We start from the raw sequence: 14018 nt of genomic DNA, 5'->3' as shown, positions 1-14018 counted from the left end.
CTGCATCATGGCGGCGGCGTCGGCATGGGCTTTTCGCAGCACGCGGGCGTGGTGATCGTGGCGGACGGCACGCAGGCGGCGCACGAGCGTCTTGGCCGCGTGCTGCTGAACGATCCGGCCACGGGTGTGATGCGTCATGCGGATGCCGGCTACGAACTCGCGCAGCAAACGGCGCGCGAGGCGGGTCTCAAGCTGCCGATGCTCGGGCGATGAGCGGCGCGACGCCGCCGTTCAAACCCGGCGCCGTCACGTTTGCGAGCGCTCGCTCAGAGCGTTTCGGGCAGCCGGTGTGAGTCGTTGTCTACGCAACAGACCAGCACCTCGGCCTCCTCGGCGCCCGTGCTGAGATACACGTGCCCTACGGCGCTGTCGAAGTAGAGACTGTCGCCGGGCGACAGCCTGAAGACAGCGCCGTTTTCAAATTGCAGTTCCAGCTCGCCGCGCAGGAGGAACAGAAACTCCTCGCCGCTGTGGCGGATGTAATCGGGGAACGCGTCCGTCGTGCGGGCGTGGATGCGTCCGCGCATCGGCACCATGCGCTTGCCCGTGAGGTCGTTGGCGATCATGCCGTACTCGTAGTTCGGCGTGTCGTAGATCGTCTGCCTGCCGGCGCGCGTGAGCGACGGCTTCATCGGGCCGGCCGCCTTGCGCTTCCTGCGCCCGAAAATCGTGTCGAAGTCCACCTTCAGCGCGTGCGCGAGCGCCGCGAACTTGTCATAGGTGAGCGCAATGTCGCCGCGCTCGGCCTTCGAAATCGTCGAGACGGCGATGCCCGACAGCTCCGATAGCTGCATCAATGTCAGCTCGCGCGCCTTGCGCGCCTCACGCAAACGCGCGCCAACGGCCGCGTGATCGATCTCCGTTGCCGCCTGCCCGGTTGCGTTATTTCGTGCTGTGCTCTTTGCCATGGAAGGGACGGTTGCGGGTTTTGTCGAATACGAGAAATTTTTTTCTCGTATATGATAACTCGCATCAACGCTGGGCACGGCGCTCGAGTACTACGATTTGCTGGCCGCGAATGCTCGCCTGAGTGCCCTCTAGCCAGGAACATTGCGTGATGAAATTCGATTCGATCGTGCTTGGCGGCGGTATCGTCGGCGTCTCGGTGGCCTTGCAATTGCAGCGGCGCGGTCTCTCGGTCGCGCTCGTGGACCGCAGGGCGCCAGGCAATGAAACATCGCACGGCAACGCGGGATTGATTCAGCGCGAGGGCGTCTACCCCTACGCTTTTCCGCGTGAGCTTGCCACGCTGCTGCGCTATGCGCGCAACCGCTCGACGGACGTGCGCTATCACCCGGGGGCGATGCCCAGGCTGCTGCCGTTTCTGCATCGCTACTGGTACCATTCGCGCGCCGACCGGCACGCCGAGATCGCGCGCGCGTATGCCACGCTCATCGAGCATTGTGTGACCGAGCATCGCGCGCTGATCGAGGAGGCGGGCGCGCAGGCGCTGTTGCGCACCAACGGCTGGATGAAGGTGTTTCGCAGCGCCGCCGCCATGGAAACCACGGTGGCCGAAGCGCAACGCTGGCAGCGCGAGTACGGTGTGGGCCACGAGGTGCTGGACGCCTTGGCGCTGCGCGCCGCCGAGCCCGCGCTCAGCCACACGCTGGTGGGCGGCGTGCGCTACACCGATTCCGATTCGGTTAGCGATCCGAAGGGATTGGTAACGGCCTACGCGAAGCACTTCGAACAGCTTGGCGGCTGCGTGCTGATTGGCGACGCCGCGACGCTCGAACCGTCTTGGCGCGTCATGACACAGGACGGCCCCGTGCTCGCGAAGTCGGCGGTCATCGCCATGGGGCCGTGGTCGGGCGATCTCACTGCGCGGCTCGGCTACGAGTTGCCGCTCGCCGTGAAGCGCGGCTATCACATGCACTACGCGCTCACGAACGGCGCGAAGCTGAATCAGCCGGTGCTCGACGCCGAAGCGGGCTTCCTGATTACGCCGATGGTACGCGGCACGCGTCTCACGACCGGCGTCGAACTCGGCTTTCGCGATTCGCCCAAAACGCCCATTCAGCTCGAAGCGGCGGAGCCGCTCGCGCGCGACATCTTCCCACTTGGCGCGCGGCTCGATGCCGAGCCGTGGCTGGGCCGCCGCCCCTGCACGCCTGACATGATGCCGATCATTGGGCCCGCGTCGAAGCACGACGACCTCTGGTTCGCTTTCGGCCATGCGCACCACGGCCTCACGCTCGGCCCGGTCACGGGGCGTCTGATTGCGGAAATGATGACGGGCGCGCCGACGGTGGTGGACCCCCGGCCATTCCGCGTCGAGCGGTTCTGACGCGGCGCCAACGCGCGCCAACGGCCGCGTGGCGGTTGCTGGCTGGCCTCGTCTTTATGCTTCTTTTACTTGATTTTTTATCTGCGTGCCCAATACAATCGGCCCCGTCATAGCAAAGGAGTCCTCCGTGGACGCATGTTCCAATAGTGGAAGTCCGATGCCGGCCAGCGCCGGCGACACCACCGCGAGATAGCCGCCGCAGGTTCACTCCTTCGCCGCTAACTCGCTTACGCCGGGTTAGCGCGCTTCGTTACTGACTGGTCTCAGTCTCATTTGCGACCAGTCTCCCAGCAGCACGCTCCCTCTGATCGATTGCCATTTGCAAGCTTGCTTGCAGGAATGATTGCGCTTTCGCATTTCGTCCGCTTTTGAAGCGGCCAACGTGGAGGGATGATGTTCGTCTTTCTCTTTCCTGTCTTTCAGTTGCGCGCGTTGCTGGCTGTCAGCCGTTGCGCACGGATGCTCGTGGCCGCGCCGGAGTTCGCCTGCCTGCACGGCTTCGCTTTCGCGGCTGCGTTTCGCACCATGCCTGCCGGCGTGCGCCGCCGAGCCGGTGCGTCCTTGATGGCCGCGGCCGCGCTTCGCGTAGAAAACCTGCGCGCCGGTCACAGTTTCATCAAGCTTCGCAGGCACGCTCTGCGTTGAATAGCGGACCTGCACGCAACTTACTACCGCCCCACAAATACTATGAAAAACATCTTCAAGAGCAGGCTGCCCGGTTCGGCCGCGCCCATTGCGCTGAGCGCGGTCCTTTCGCTGGGTGTCGTGCCCGCCGCCTTCGCGCAGGCCAGCGGCGAAAATTCGCCCGCACAACCGGCTTCGTCATCGGGCGCAGCGGATCAGCAACAAGCGCCCGCTGCCGATCAGAACGCTGCCGGGCCCACGGGCCTCTGGGAACGCTCGAACCTCTTTGGCGATATGGGCGGCTTGCGGCCCTGGCTCGCCCAGTACGGCTTGTCGTTCGGTCTGCAGGAAACCAGCGAGTACATGGGCAACCTGAGTGGCGGAACGAGTCGCGGTGGCGCTTATCAAGGTGTGACTGAATTCAGCCTCGGCATGGACACGCAGAAGGCGTTTGGTTTGCCGGGCGGCATTTTCAATGTGTCCGGCTTCCAGATTCACGGCACGAGCCTGACTGCGCGCAACCTGCAAACGCTGCAGAACGCGAGCGGCATCGAGGCCGATGCCTCGACCCGCCTGTGGGAATTGTGGTACCAGCAGACGCTGCCTGGCGGCAAGGTCGACGTGAAAATCGGTCAACAAAGCCTCGACCAGGAGTTCATGGTCAGCCAGTACGCGAATGCGTTCATGAACGCGACGTTCGGCTGGTCGGTGCTGCCGTCCGTCGATCTGCCTGCGGGCGGCCCTGCGTATCCGCTTTCGTCGCTCGGCGTGCGCGTGCGCGCCACACCTGCCGACGCGATCACCGTGCTCGGCGGCGTATTCGACGGCAATCCGGCGCCGGGCGAGGGCGACCCGCAAAAGCTCAACGCGAGCGGCACGAATTTCAACCTGGGCAATGGCGCGCTGGTGATCGGCGAAATTCAGTATGCAATTAATCAGCCGTCCGCTAATCAGTCGGATCCCAAACCAGGCGGAATGCCCGGCACCTACAAGCTTGGCTTCTGGTACAACAGCAACCGCTTCGCCGATCCGGCAACGGGCGTGACGGGCGTGGGCGGCCCGGTTAGCCATCGGGGCAACTACAGCATTTATGCCGTGGCGGACCAGATGGTGTGGCGTCCGAGCCCCGACAGTCCGCAATCGGTGGGCGTGTTCGCGCGCGTGATGGGCGCGCCCGGCGACCGCAACCTGGTGGACCTCGGGGTGAGCGCGGGCGTGACGCTCAAGGCGCCGTTCAAGGGACGCGATAACGACGTGGCCGGCCTGGCTGTCGGCTACGCGCACATCGGCTCGCACGCGCAGGACTACGCGAGCGCCCAGGCGGTCTCGACGCCTGGCTACCCGTCGCGCAGCGCCGAGACGGTTCTGGAAGCGACTTACCAGTATCAGATCGCGCCGTGGTGGCAATTGCAGGCGGACTTCCAGTATTTCTTCCGGCCCGCGGGCGGCATTCCGGACCCGCAGAACCCGTCTCGGCGGATTGGCGACGAGGCGGTGCTCGGCCTGCGCACGACTGTCGCATTCTGACTGGAGAATGCCGCTCCCGCCGCTGGATTGGCGGCGGCAGGAGCGTGCAGTATGTCGAAGCGCTGCGTCGTCCGCGTGAAGATGCGAGCGAAAGGCGAGGGAAGACCCCGATTGGTCGGACTTGTGATTGATCTAGACTCCAGAGTCGAGTGCTGCGCAGCTATTCGATGCGGCACCAGTTTCCAAACGCAGATTTCGTTCCATGAAGCATCCGATCCAGGGATGGCTTTTGGGTGTCTTTCTTCTGGCGCTTGCCAGCGTCTCGGCGGCCGAACCCGCCAGGGCGGCGCACACCCAGAAGCCGGTCCAGAAGCACGTCCAACAGCACGTCCAACAGCACCTCCAGAAGGACGCGAAGGGTCACGCCACGAAACACGCCGTTGCGGCCGCACCTGCGCCGGCGGCTCCTTCAGTCTCTTTGCCCGCAATCGCGCAACGCTACGAATACCCGTCGCCGTTTGAAAGGCAGTACGGCGCGCATCTGGCGAAAACCACCGCTGCGACGCCTGGCACTCCGGACGGAACCGACGGCGCAGTCGATGCGGCAGGCAACGGGGCGCGCACGCCGGGAGCCCAGGTCGACAGCAATGGGATTCCCAACCAGGCGCTCCACCCGCAAACGCCGCCGCTCGTCACGGTCGGCGACTGGGATTTCTCTGCCGATGCGCATCTTCCGTTGGCGCGCTCGCATGACACTGGTGCGGCGATCAGCGCCCGGCATGGGTTCTAGCGAACCTCTGCCCGCCACCCGCTACCTTGCCGCCGCGAGGTAATTCGTAAGGCATTGCCGCGGTGACACGTTGCTCCCGGGAATGCGAGTGAGGCGAGTCAGTAAGCTGACAACCTCGTCGACCGCATAAAGATCCTCCCCGGACCCACGCCCCATGTCACAACGACGCCCAACCTGTTCGCGCATCCTGGGTCGGCTCCTGCTCCCCGTGCAGCTCAGCTCGACGCTGACGCTGCAGGGCTGCGCGACGGCCGCGGAAAATATTGCTTGGGTTTCGGCATCGGCCCGGTCGGTGCCATCCCCGCCCTGGGTTGCCTGCTCGCCTGCCAGACGAACGACGCGCGCTGGTAAGCGGCGCTCAGTAATACATCCAGCGCCCGTACTGCGGCGACCAGTACACCCAGCGCGCCGGCGGTTGCTGGTACTGCGCGCCCCACGGTGCGGGCGGCGGGTAGTAAGCGGGCCGGGGCTGTGCGTACATGGGCTGCTGCTGCGGATATTGCTGCTGGGCGTATTGCTGCGCATACACCGGCTGCTGCTGCGCATAGGTGGGCTGCTGCGCATATGCCGGCTGCTGGGCATAGCCATACGGCTGGGGCGGCGGCGCGTATTGCTGGACCCGTGGCTGCGCCGGTTGGTAGTAGGGTTGGGCGTAACCTTGGCCCTGCGTCGAGTAGATCTGCGCGGAGCGCGGCGGCTCCGGTTCGTCGACGGCTTCGTTGCTCGCAAGCGACTCCGGCGGCGCGACGTCGTCCTGCGCGGGCGGCGTTGCCGCAACGGAGCGACGGTTCCCACCCGCCTGCGCGTAGGCTTGCGACTGCGACTGCGACTGCGGCTGCGGTTGCCGGGTGGCCGCAGCCGGCGCAGCGTTGGCGGCGTGCGCAACGGTGGCGCGTGCGTTCGTCTGATCGGGAGCCGCCGCTGCGGCCGGCGCCGCGGCGGTGGAGTCCTGGACGTCTTGCACCTCTTGCGTCTCTCCCGCGCTTTGTCCGCTTTGCGGACCTTGTCCATCCCCGAGCGGCTTGACCACGACTGGCACGGTCATGACCGTCGAGACCTCGCCCGCGTCGCTATACGTGTGCTTGATGTCGAGGACAGGTTTCTGCGCAGCCGCGCTGGCGGTCTTCTTCGCGGGCGCTGCAGCAGGAGCCGCCGCCTGCGCCATCTCCTCCCTGGCTGCCTTGTAGCCCCGGTCATAGGCCGCCTGGACTTCGCGGTCCTGCGCCGCAGCGTCTTCTTCCTTGCTATAGGCGTGGGACGCTGCCGATATTGCACAGCCCACTGCAAGCAATGCGATGCCCGTCGCGTGCCTTGCGGTCGTGTCCATGGAGGGACCTCTAATTCTGTTTTTCGATGATCTCATCGTACTACGCGTCTGATGACATTCAAGCGGCGGGAAACCCCCTGGGTATGCCGCCGAACGCAAGCGCTCAATCCGGCGACGCTTTCGCCCGCAACCGCTGCCGGAATGCCGCCAGGCGGCTCTGCTTGATGTCGGTCACGCGGCACGAAAGGAATGCGTTTCGCGTAAAAAGACGCGTGAAGCGGTCGGCGCCCACTTGCACCAGAGCGCCGCGCGCAAGCTCGCGCCCGCCAGCGTGCGCGGGCGAGCACATCGGCACGACGGGTTCGGCCAGCGCAGCCAGCATCGAGGTGCAGCCGAGCGCCGAGCCCACAGCCGCTTCCGTGCTCGGGTCAGCAGAACGGCGGTCATGGGTTCCAGCGAACCAGTCACGAAATGGAACCAGTGCGGATATCCCCACTTCAGGTATTCCTTAAAGATGGTCGACGAGCCGGCAGATCTGCGTTCCAGGTTGGGGCGCAGCGGGAACGATCTGTGCGGCGCTTCGGGACGGCGGCAAACGGGGGCGCTCCGATGGTCACGACAGACGCAGGCATGGCAGACGGCAGCCGCCAGCCCGATACCCGCGGGCGGCGCGCGAAGGCGCTCATCCAGTACGCGAACCACCCGGTGCGCCTGCTCTGGCGTTACGTTGCGGCACATCCGTATGGCCACGCGATGGTCCTCGCGAGCATAACGGCGGCCGTGGGCTGTGCGCTCGGGGCGCAGTTTGCGATCAGGAATCTTGTCGATGCATTACCCGCGGGCCACGCGCATCCCGCTCGCGTGGTGGACGCCTTTCTCGTCATCGTCGCGCTTCTGTTCGCCGATAATCTTTTCTGGCGTCTCGCAGGTCTTGCCGGGGTGCGAACCTTCGTTGCCGTAACGGGCGATGTGCGGCGCGAACTCTTTGGATATCTCACCGGGCACTCGCCCGCTTACTTTTCGAATGCGCAGCCGGGCACGCTGGCAAGCCGGATTGCGGCGACTGCCAATGCGCTTTTCACGATTGAAAATACGTCGGCGTGGAGCGCCATTCCAACGTTTCTAACGGTGGTGGGAGCCGTTGCGCTCATCGGCTGGGTGAACGTGGGGATGGCGTTCGCGCTCGTCGTCATTTCCACTTTCATGACGGTGTTTCTTTTCTGGCTTGCGAGGAAGGGCAGTGAGCGCCATTTGCGTTTTGCCACGCGGGCCGCGTTCGTGGATGGGGAACTGGTCGATCTGCTGGGAAACATGTCGACCATCAAAGCCTTCGATGCAACGGCGCGCGAATGCCTGCGGTTCGGCAACTGTCTCGACAACGAAGTCAGCTCGCGCCAGTCCTCATTGCGTCACCTCGAAAAGCTCAGGCTCGTGCATGCCGTCTTGACGGTCGTGCTGTCGAGCTTGCTGCTGGGCTGGGTTGTCTGGCTCTGGAACGAGGAGCGGGCTACTACTGGCGACGTCGTGCTGGTGAGTTCGCTCGGATTCGCCATTCTGCATGGCACGCGCGATCTTGCCGTGGCGCTGGTGGATATGACCCAGCATGTAGCGCGGCTCGCCGAAGCTGCGCAATTCCTGCTCGTGCCGCGTGAGATGGAGCAAAGGCTGGGTTTGCCGAACCTGGACGTCCGCGACGCGAATATCGATTTCGAGAACATTTCGTTCTCCTACCCCGGCAGACGCCGTGTGCTGGATCACTTCAGCCTTCATATCGACGCTGGACAACGCGTGGGTCTGGTTGGACCTTCCGGTGCGGGAAAGAGCACCGTGCTTGCACTACTGCTTCGCTGGTTTGATCCGCCAGCAGGGGCGGGTGCGGTGTGCATTTCTGGACAGCGCTTATCGGACGTGAGCCTGAAGAGCCTGCACGACGCCGTGAGTTTCGTGCCGCAGGATATCTCACTGTTTAACCGCTCGCTGCTGGATAACCTGCGCTACGGGCGGCCCGAGGCGACGGAAAAGGAAGTGCTGCGGGCCTGCGAGCATGCAGGCTGCCTCGAACTGATCCTCGCGTTGCCGGACGGTTTGCACGCGGCAGTGGGCGACCGCGGCGCGCGCCTCTCCGGCGGGCAACGGCAGCGTATTGCGATTGCCCGCGCCTTCCTGAAAGACGCGCCGATCCTGTTGCTCGACGAGGCGACCTCGGCGCTCGACAGCGCGACAGAAGCAGTGGTCCAGGCGGCGCTGGACAAGCTCATGAAGGGACGTACGGTCGTTGCAATCGCTCATCGTCTCTCGACGCTGCAAAGCTTCGATCGCATCGTTGTTATCCAGCATGGCAGGCTGGTGGACGATGGCACACCCGGGGAGCTAGCGCACCGCGCCGGCATCTATCGCGATGTGCTGCTTCGTCACGAGAGGCGTGCCGCGGGAGTGTGCGCCTGATTATCGCGGCATGGAGTTCACTCACGGGGAGTCTGGTCCGGCTCAGGCTCCGGCGTGCCGACGTCGGGCACATCGGATAGCGTGCCGGGCATTGGCAAATCGAAGACAACCGGCTGGTCGGGGATGGCCGCATTTCCGGCGGATCAGTGGCGCCGCCCCAGATATTTGCTCACGACAAATTCCGCAGATACCTCACGGTGAGTCTCGCTTATCGCGATGACACCATTGCGCGCCGTGCGGGGCTCCCAGTCGATACCGATAGCATCCTCCCCCCGGCCGTTACGCGGTACGAGAAATATGCGCAGGCCTGCGCTATAACAATCGTGCTCCGGGAGGCGCCGGTTGATCTCATCGACAAATTCCTCGGGACTTATGACTGGTTTTTGCACAATGTGCCTCCTTCGGAACTGGCTCATCGTAACACGCTGGTTGTGTCCTGTCGGTTGGGGGGAGCGGGATTGTGCCCGAACTCGCACGGTGAGTTGCCGAAACCGAACTAGCCCCGGGTGTCGATCCAGTCGCGTCCCCAATGATCCGAAAAGCCGAGGGCTTCCAGTTCGGTCGAGAAATAGCCGAGCGTATAAAACTCGTAACGCGAACGTTCTTCGCGATCGCCCGGGCGGGTAAGGGTAAGGTTCGAAGAAAAACAACCGTCGGGAAGACGGTGAGCCGAGGGCCTGACCGCATAACCGCGGTAGTGCCTGGCGACAGGATTTTGCACTATTGTCTTTTTGAAAATACTGGGGCCGGTCGTCTCGCCCGGAGAGACCGGCCGAGCGAGACGCAGGGCATCGCGGCGGGCGGCTGGCAGTTCGCCACGTGGCACGAGATGGCCAATGGATCCCGATTCGAGAGCGCGTGGGCGGTGCCGCCATCGGGCGGCACAAGCGCAGAGGGCTTACAGCGGGGTGATATTGGAGGCCTGCATGCCCTTGGGTCCGCGCTTCGTCTCGTAGCTGACCTTCTGGCCTTCTGCGAGCGTCTTGAAGCCGTCGCCGCGAATTTCCGAGAAATGCGCGAACAGATCGTCGCCACCCGCGTCGGGCGTGATAAATCCAAAACCCTTGCTGTCGTTAAACCACTTTACGGTACCGGTGTCCATGGAATTCTCCTGAGCATGAACGTACATAGGTGCGCTCCAGATGGGCGCGGGGAAAAAGATCAAGGAGGGGAGAGGACAACGAGTACCGCAGGATGCGGTCAATGATGAGCAGCAATCGCACTTCTTGAAGACTTCAGTACAGCACACTACCGGGGAAAGTGATCGAAGTCAAGACATTTCCCTTTGAGGCTGCCGCCAGGCACGCCTCGTGAGTGCCGTTCTGTACGCAATGCTCATGTGGGACCGAATGCCCGCACACGTGGCGTTTGCGCCCTTTGCGCCGCCTGGTTTGTCTGGCGGAAATTCGTAATGCACGTTGCGTTGCATAACTGCGTCCGGTATTATTTAGGATTCCCCCCGTTTTGCGCACACCGGGTCTCGCCGAAGGCATTCCGGCCTCGTTTGTCCGTGCGTCAATTCACGATACCGTTCGCACCCCGACAGTCAACTTGATCTGCCGTCCTGCCTGCGACGATCGTCAGCCAACCTGTCGAGGAGAACGTATTGGCAAGTCCTGTTCGCGACGATCTGTCGTCGCCCGTGATTGCGGTTGCGCCAAAGGCCCGCCGCCTCGCCGTAAAGGGAAAGCCCAGGACTGTCGAAGTACCGCGAGACATCGAGACAATCGCTCGGCAGGATGAAGCGCGACAACACCAGATGCGCGCATTGATCGTGCTTGGCCGTGAGCGCGGTTATCTCACGCACGTGGACATCCACGATCACCTGGCGGACGACTTTGCGCAGACCGCCGCGATGGAGGCGATTGTGCGCACGTTCGGCGACATGGGCGTGGCGGTGTACGAGCAGGCGCCAGACGCGGCGACGCTCCTGTTGAGCGGCGCCGCGTCCGCGGTGGCATCCGACGATCAGGCGGAGGAGGAAGCGGAAGCCACACTGTCGACCATCGATTCCGAATACGGTCGTACGACGGACCCGGTCCGGATGTACATGCGGGAGATGGGAGCGAGGGAATTGCTGACACGGGCCGGCGAAGTCGAGATCGCGAAACGCATCGAGTGCGGCATGCAGGACATGATGCAGACGATCGCCGCATCTCCCTGGGTCGTGGCCTCCATCCTTGCCGACGTGGATCGCGCCATTGCCGGAGAACTGCGTATCGATGAACTGGTCGCTGGCGTCAGCGATGGCGTGGACTCATGCGCAATGACGCCGGGCGCCGAAGAAAGCGAAGCCGAAGCCTCCGCTCGTGGTGGCGGGCCGGACGGTGACGACGCTGGGCCGGACACCGGTGATCAGCAGGCAGCGGACGCGGCGCGTCTCCAGCAGCTTATGAACGACAGTCTCGCGGTTTTCGACCGTGTGCGGGCACTTTTCGAGCAGATTTCGCATGCGTCTGCTACCGGGAACGGCCATTGCGCAGCCGTTGCACGCATGCGCGCCGAGGTGCATCGCGAACTGACGGCGATCCGGTTTACGCCGAGAACCGTTGATCGTCTGTGTACCGGCGTGCAGAAGCAGGTTGCGGAGGTTCGCGCGCTCGAGCGCAGTATTCTCGAGATCGCCGTCGCCCGTTGCGGCATGCCGCGCGAGCAGTTTCTCGAGTCGTTCCCCGGTCACGAGACCGACCTTCAATGGACGAGCCGCGTGGCTGCGGGTTCACGGCACTTTGGCGCGGCGCTCGAGCGACATCTGCCTGCCATTCAGGCCGGGCAGCAGAAACTCGCCGACATCGAGGCGAGGGTTTCGCTGCCGCTGCGGCGGCTCAAGGAGATCAACCGCGCAATGGGTGCCGCGGAGTCGAGAATGCGGCAAGCGAGACGGGAAATGATCGAAGCGAATCTTCGTCTTGTTATCGCGATTGCCAAGAAATACGTCAATCGCGGCTTGCCGTTCCTGGATCTCATCCAGGAGGGCAATATCGGTCTGATGAAGGCCGTGGACAAGTTCGAATACCGGCGCGGGTGGAAGTTCTCGACGTATGCCACATGGTGGGTCCGGCAGGCTGTGGGGCGCGCGCTCGCCGATCAGGCACGAACCATTCGCCTGCCGGTACACGTAATCGAGATGATCAACAAGCTGAACCGTATGGCTCGCGAAATCAGGCAACAGACGGGACAGGATGCGCACCCCGCCGTCCTTGCCAGGCGTATGGAGATGTCCGAGGAAAAAGTGCGGAGCCTCCTCAGGGCCGCAAGGCAACCTGTGTCGCTCGAAACTCCGGCGGGCGACGACGCGGACGCGACGCTCGGCGACATGATTGAGGACGTCACTGCGAGCTCGCCGGCTGACGCAGCGATTCATGCGAACATGCGCGCCGCGATCGATGAGGCGCTTGGCGGACTTTCGCCCCGGGAGGCCAGGATCCTGCGGATGCGTTTCGGGCTCGATACGACTGCCGGTCGCACGCTGGGCGAGGTTGGCGAGCAATTCAACGTGACCCGCGAGCGGATCCGCCAGATCGAGAACCAGGCGATGCGCACGCTGAGGGATCCGGGCAACGCTGACAAGTTGAGGCCATTTCTCGAGCGCTGAAACAGGCCACTTGCATCGATCAACTCAGGATCTGGCGCAAACGTCTTCGTACTTCAGGCTGAACCAACCGCACGCGCTCTCCGACTTCGGCGCGGCAAGGCGTGCCGCCTTGCGGCAGGGAAAGAACATCATCCACGGAAAGGTAAGCGGAGCTTCAGTCGCGGACATGTGAAAGGGCCGCTGGCGTGTGGTATCCGCTGCCTGTTTCAGGTGGCGAGTTGCGCTCGCTTTAACAGGCGGGTCGACCGTCGTCGCCTCAAAAAATGACCACGGGCGAGTGCATCCTTCGGGACATTATCGCCCGTTCGACCAGACGTAGCGGTCAGTTGCAACGGCGCGCGAAACTGTAAGTCCCCATCCTTCCGAACCGGTACCGCCTCCATGCAAAGTGATCGTGACGCGATTCCGTACTACCTCGTTTTACGCGCTGGCTGTGCGCCGTATGTTCTGAACGCCGACCGTCATGTATTGCGCCGCGATGCAAGCCTTCTCCTGCGAGCGTTTGCGAGGGCCCGCGGCGCGCCGACCTCAATCGTGGGCGACGCGTGGAACGACTTTTCGGGCTCGGAATCCGTTTCGGTCCTTGAGCGCATGGACATGCGGGCCTATGCACTGATTCACGGGGCCGAAACCGAACATCAGCTCCGGTTGCTGGCTGCTCTCTGAATGCATCAAACCGCGCTTCCATCGCGGACGGTGAACCCGTCCATTAGCGCGTCTGTCCATCCGTCATGTCTGGGCATTCCGGCAGCCTGGTCAGTACGGTTTTCTGGGCGGCAATGACCGTTTGATCTGTTTGCGCAGTCGAGCCACCGCCGCAGCCTTCTTTCTCTTGCGCTCCGCGGTCGGTGTTTCGTAGGCCATTCTGGCCCGCAGCTCCTTTAACAGGCCGGTGCTCTCAATCGATCGGCGGAAGCGGCGCAATGCGACTTCCAGAGGCTCATTCAGCTTGGGGATTACAGTAGTCAATTTTTTTCCTGGTTGTGGGTTCGTGCTTCTTCAGCCAAACCGCGCGTCCAGCCACTCCCGTGCCCAGTTCTTCGCGTAGGCAATCGCGTCGTCGCGCAAGTCGAAGCCCCTCAGATCGCCGCTCAGATGAACGTCGTATTCGCTGCCGTCAGCACGGCTGCAACTGATACGGGCATGGGCCATATACTCGTCGTCGGCCCGACGTGGAGTGGGGTCGATGAGGAACCGCGTTGAATTAAAGTGCATTGCTTTCTCTTGTGACTGCCGCGCGGCTGCGATTGCAGGTGAGGACCGGGTGGGGCGTCAGGCCTTGTTACGCGTTCAGAAGGGCCATGACACGGCCGGCTTCACAGTCCGACTCGCAGCTCGGCATCCCGCCGTTGCGCAGCAGGGCGCGGATCGACATGAACATCAGCCACGCATCCGCATCGACCTCACGATGGCCGTCACAGATGACGCTTTCCAGTTCGGCGCGCGCTCCCGAGGGAAGAAACCGGTCGATAATGCCTGTACCGTTACGTCGAATCAGGTCCAGCAGCTCATTTCTGTCCATTTTCATCTTCCTGTCTTG

The 14018-nt window shown here is 63.4% G+C and carries 15 protein-coding genes and 1 pseudogene; 7 read left to right on the top strand and 9 right to left on the bottom strand.

Annotated elements, in window-relative coordinates; translation table 11 throughout:
• Positions 1-213 (top strand): annotated as a pseudogene (locus tag C7411_RS26450) (urocanate hydratase); the annotation flags it as partial.
• A gap of 53 nt (positions 214-266) precedes the next feature.
• Here the strand turns inward: C7411_RS26450 and C7411_RS26445 are convergent.
• Positions 267-908: a helix-turn-helix domain-containing protein gene (locus tag C7411_RS26445; RefSeq protein ID WP_110386960.1), complete on the bottom strand. Its 642-nt coding sequence runs from the start codon at positions 906-908 to the stop codon at positions 267-269.
• Positions 909-1057: 149 nt separating this feature from the next.
• On the opposite strand from C7411_RS26445, the gene C7411_RS26440 reads away from it, so the two are divergent.
• Positions 1058-2290, top strand: a complete 1233-nt coding sequence (locus C7411_RS26440) for an NAD(P)/FAD-dependent oxidoreductase (RefSeq protein WP_110386959.1) — start codon at positions 1058-1060, stop codon at positions 2288-2290.
• 237 nt (positions 2291-2527) lie between these two features.
• Here the strand turns inward: C7411_RS26440 and C7411_RS37125 are convergent, their stop codons facing one another.
• Complete coding sequence (locus C7411_RS37125) at positions 2528-2923, bottom strand: hypothetical protein (RefSeq protein ID WP_133253706.1); 396 nt, start codon at positions 2921-2923, stop codon at positions 2528-2530.
• Between the two features lie 54 nt (positions 2924-2977).
• Here C7411_RS37125 and C7411_RS26430 point away from each other — a divergent pair, with 54 nt between their 5' ends.
• Both C7411_RS26430 and C7411_RS26425 read left to right on the top strand, forming a co-directional pair.
• Positions 2978-4441 (top strand): carbohydrate porin, encoded by a 1464-nt coding sequence (locus C7411_RS26430; protein WP_110386957.1) that lies wholly within the window; start codon positions 2978-2980, stop codon positions 4439-4441.
• 202 nt (positions 4442-4643) lie between these two features.
• The gene (locus C7411_RS26425; RefSeq protein WP_110386956.1) at positions 4644-5171 is read left to right on the top strand and encodes a hypothetical protein; all 528 of its coding nucleotides are present in this window, start codon (positions 4644-4646) and stop codon (positions 5169-5171) included.
• Positions 5172-5529: 358 nt separating this feature from the next.
• Here C7411_RS26425 and C7411_RS26420 read toward each other — a convergent pair whose 3' ends face one another.
• Positions 5530-6498 carry a hypothetical protein gene (locus C7411_RS26420; RefSeq protein WP_110386955.1) on the bottom strand — a complete coding sequence of 323 codons (969 nt, stop codon included), beginning with the start codon at positions 6496-6498 and terminating at the stop codon, positions 5530-5532.
• 103 nt (positions 6499-6601) lie between these two features.
• Positions 6602-6934 carry a hypothetical protein gene (locus C7411_RS38450; RefSeq protein ID WP_243413353.1) on the bottom strand — a complete coding sequence of 111 codons (333 nt, stop codon included), beginning with the start codon at positions 6932-6934 and terminating at the stop codon, positions 6602-6604.
• Positions 6935-7047: 113 nt separating this feature from the next.
• On the opposite strand from C7411_RS38450, the gene C7411_RS26410 reads away from it, so the two are divergent.
• Positions 7048-8883 (top strand): ABC transporter ATP-binding protein, encoded by a 1836-nt coding sequence (locus tag C7411_RS26410; protein WP_110386954.1) that lies wholly within the window; start codon positions 7048-7050, stop codon positions 8881-8883.
• 496 nt (positions 8884-9379) lie between these two features.
• On the opposite strand, the gene C7411_RS38445 is transcribed toward C7411_RS26410, so the two are convergent.
• Both C7411_RS38445 and C7411_RS26395 read right to left on the bottom strand, forming a co-directional pair.
• Complete coding sequence (locus tag C7411_RS38445) at positions 9380-9604, bottom strand: hypothetical protein (protein ID WP_110386952.1); 225 nt, start codon at positions 9602-9604, stop codon at positions 9380-9382.
• Between the two features lie 177 nt (positions 9605-9781).
• Positions 9782-9985, bottom strand: coding sequence for a cold-shock protein (locus C7411_RS26395; RefSeq protein ID WP_028207638.1), 204 nt, complete (start codon positions 9983-9985; stop codon positions 9782-9784).
• A gap of 504 nt (positions 9986-10489) precedes the next feature.
• Between C7411_RS26395 and rpoD the strand changes: the two genes are divergently transcribed.
• Together rpoD and C7411_RS38795 are read left to right on the top strand one after the other, a co-directional pair.
• On the top strand, positions 10490-12478 hold the full coding sequence (rpoD, locus tag C7411_RS26390) for an RNA polymerase sigma factor RpoD (protein WP_110386951.1): 1989 nt from the start codon (positions 10490-10492) through the stop codon (positions 12476-12478).
• 381 nt (positions 12479-12859) lie between these two features.
• Positions 12860-13144 (top strand): hypothetical protein, encoded by a 285-nt coding sequence (locus tag C7411_RS38795; protein ID WP_110386950.1) that lies wholly within the window; start codon positions 12860-12862, stop codon positions 13142-13144.
• 90 nt (positions 13145-13234) lie between these two features.
• Here the strand turns inward: C7411_RS38795 and rpsU are convergent, their stop codons facing one another.
• The 3 genes from rpsU to C7411_RS26370 form a co-directional block, all read right to left on the bottom strand.
• Positions 13235-13447, bottom strand: a complete 213-nt coding sequence (rpsU, locus tag C7411_RS26380; RefSeq protein ID WP_110386949.1) for a 30S ribosomal protein S21 — start codon at positions 13445-13447, stop codon at positions 13235-13237.
• Between the two features lie 30 nt (positions 13448-13477).
• Positions 13478-13693 (bottom strand): hypothetical protein, encoded by a 216-nt coding sequence (locus tag C7411_RS26375; protein WP_110386948.1) that lies wholly within the window; start codon positions 13691-13693, stop codon positions 13478-13480.
• 67 nt (positions 13694-13760) lie between these two features.
• Positions 13761-14000 (bottom strand): hypothetical protein, encoded by a 240-nt coding sequence (locus tag C7411_RS26370; protein ID WP_110386980.1) that lies wholly within the window; start codon positions 13998-14000, stop codon positions 13761-13763.
• Between the last annotated feature and the right edge of the window lie 18 nt (positions 14001-14018).

Origin of the sequence: Paraburkholderia silvatlantica (assembly GCF_003096715.1) — a bacterium.
In the GTDB taxonomy this organism is placed as follows: Bacteria; Pseudomonadota; Gammaproteobacteria; order Burkholderiales; family Burkholderiaceae; genus Paraburkholderia; species Paraburkholderia silvatlantica.
This window is presented reverse-complemented; position numbering and strand designations above follow the sequence as displayed.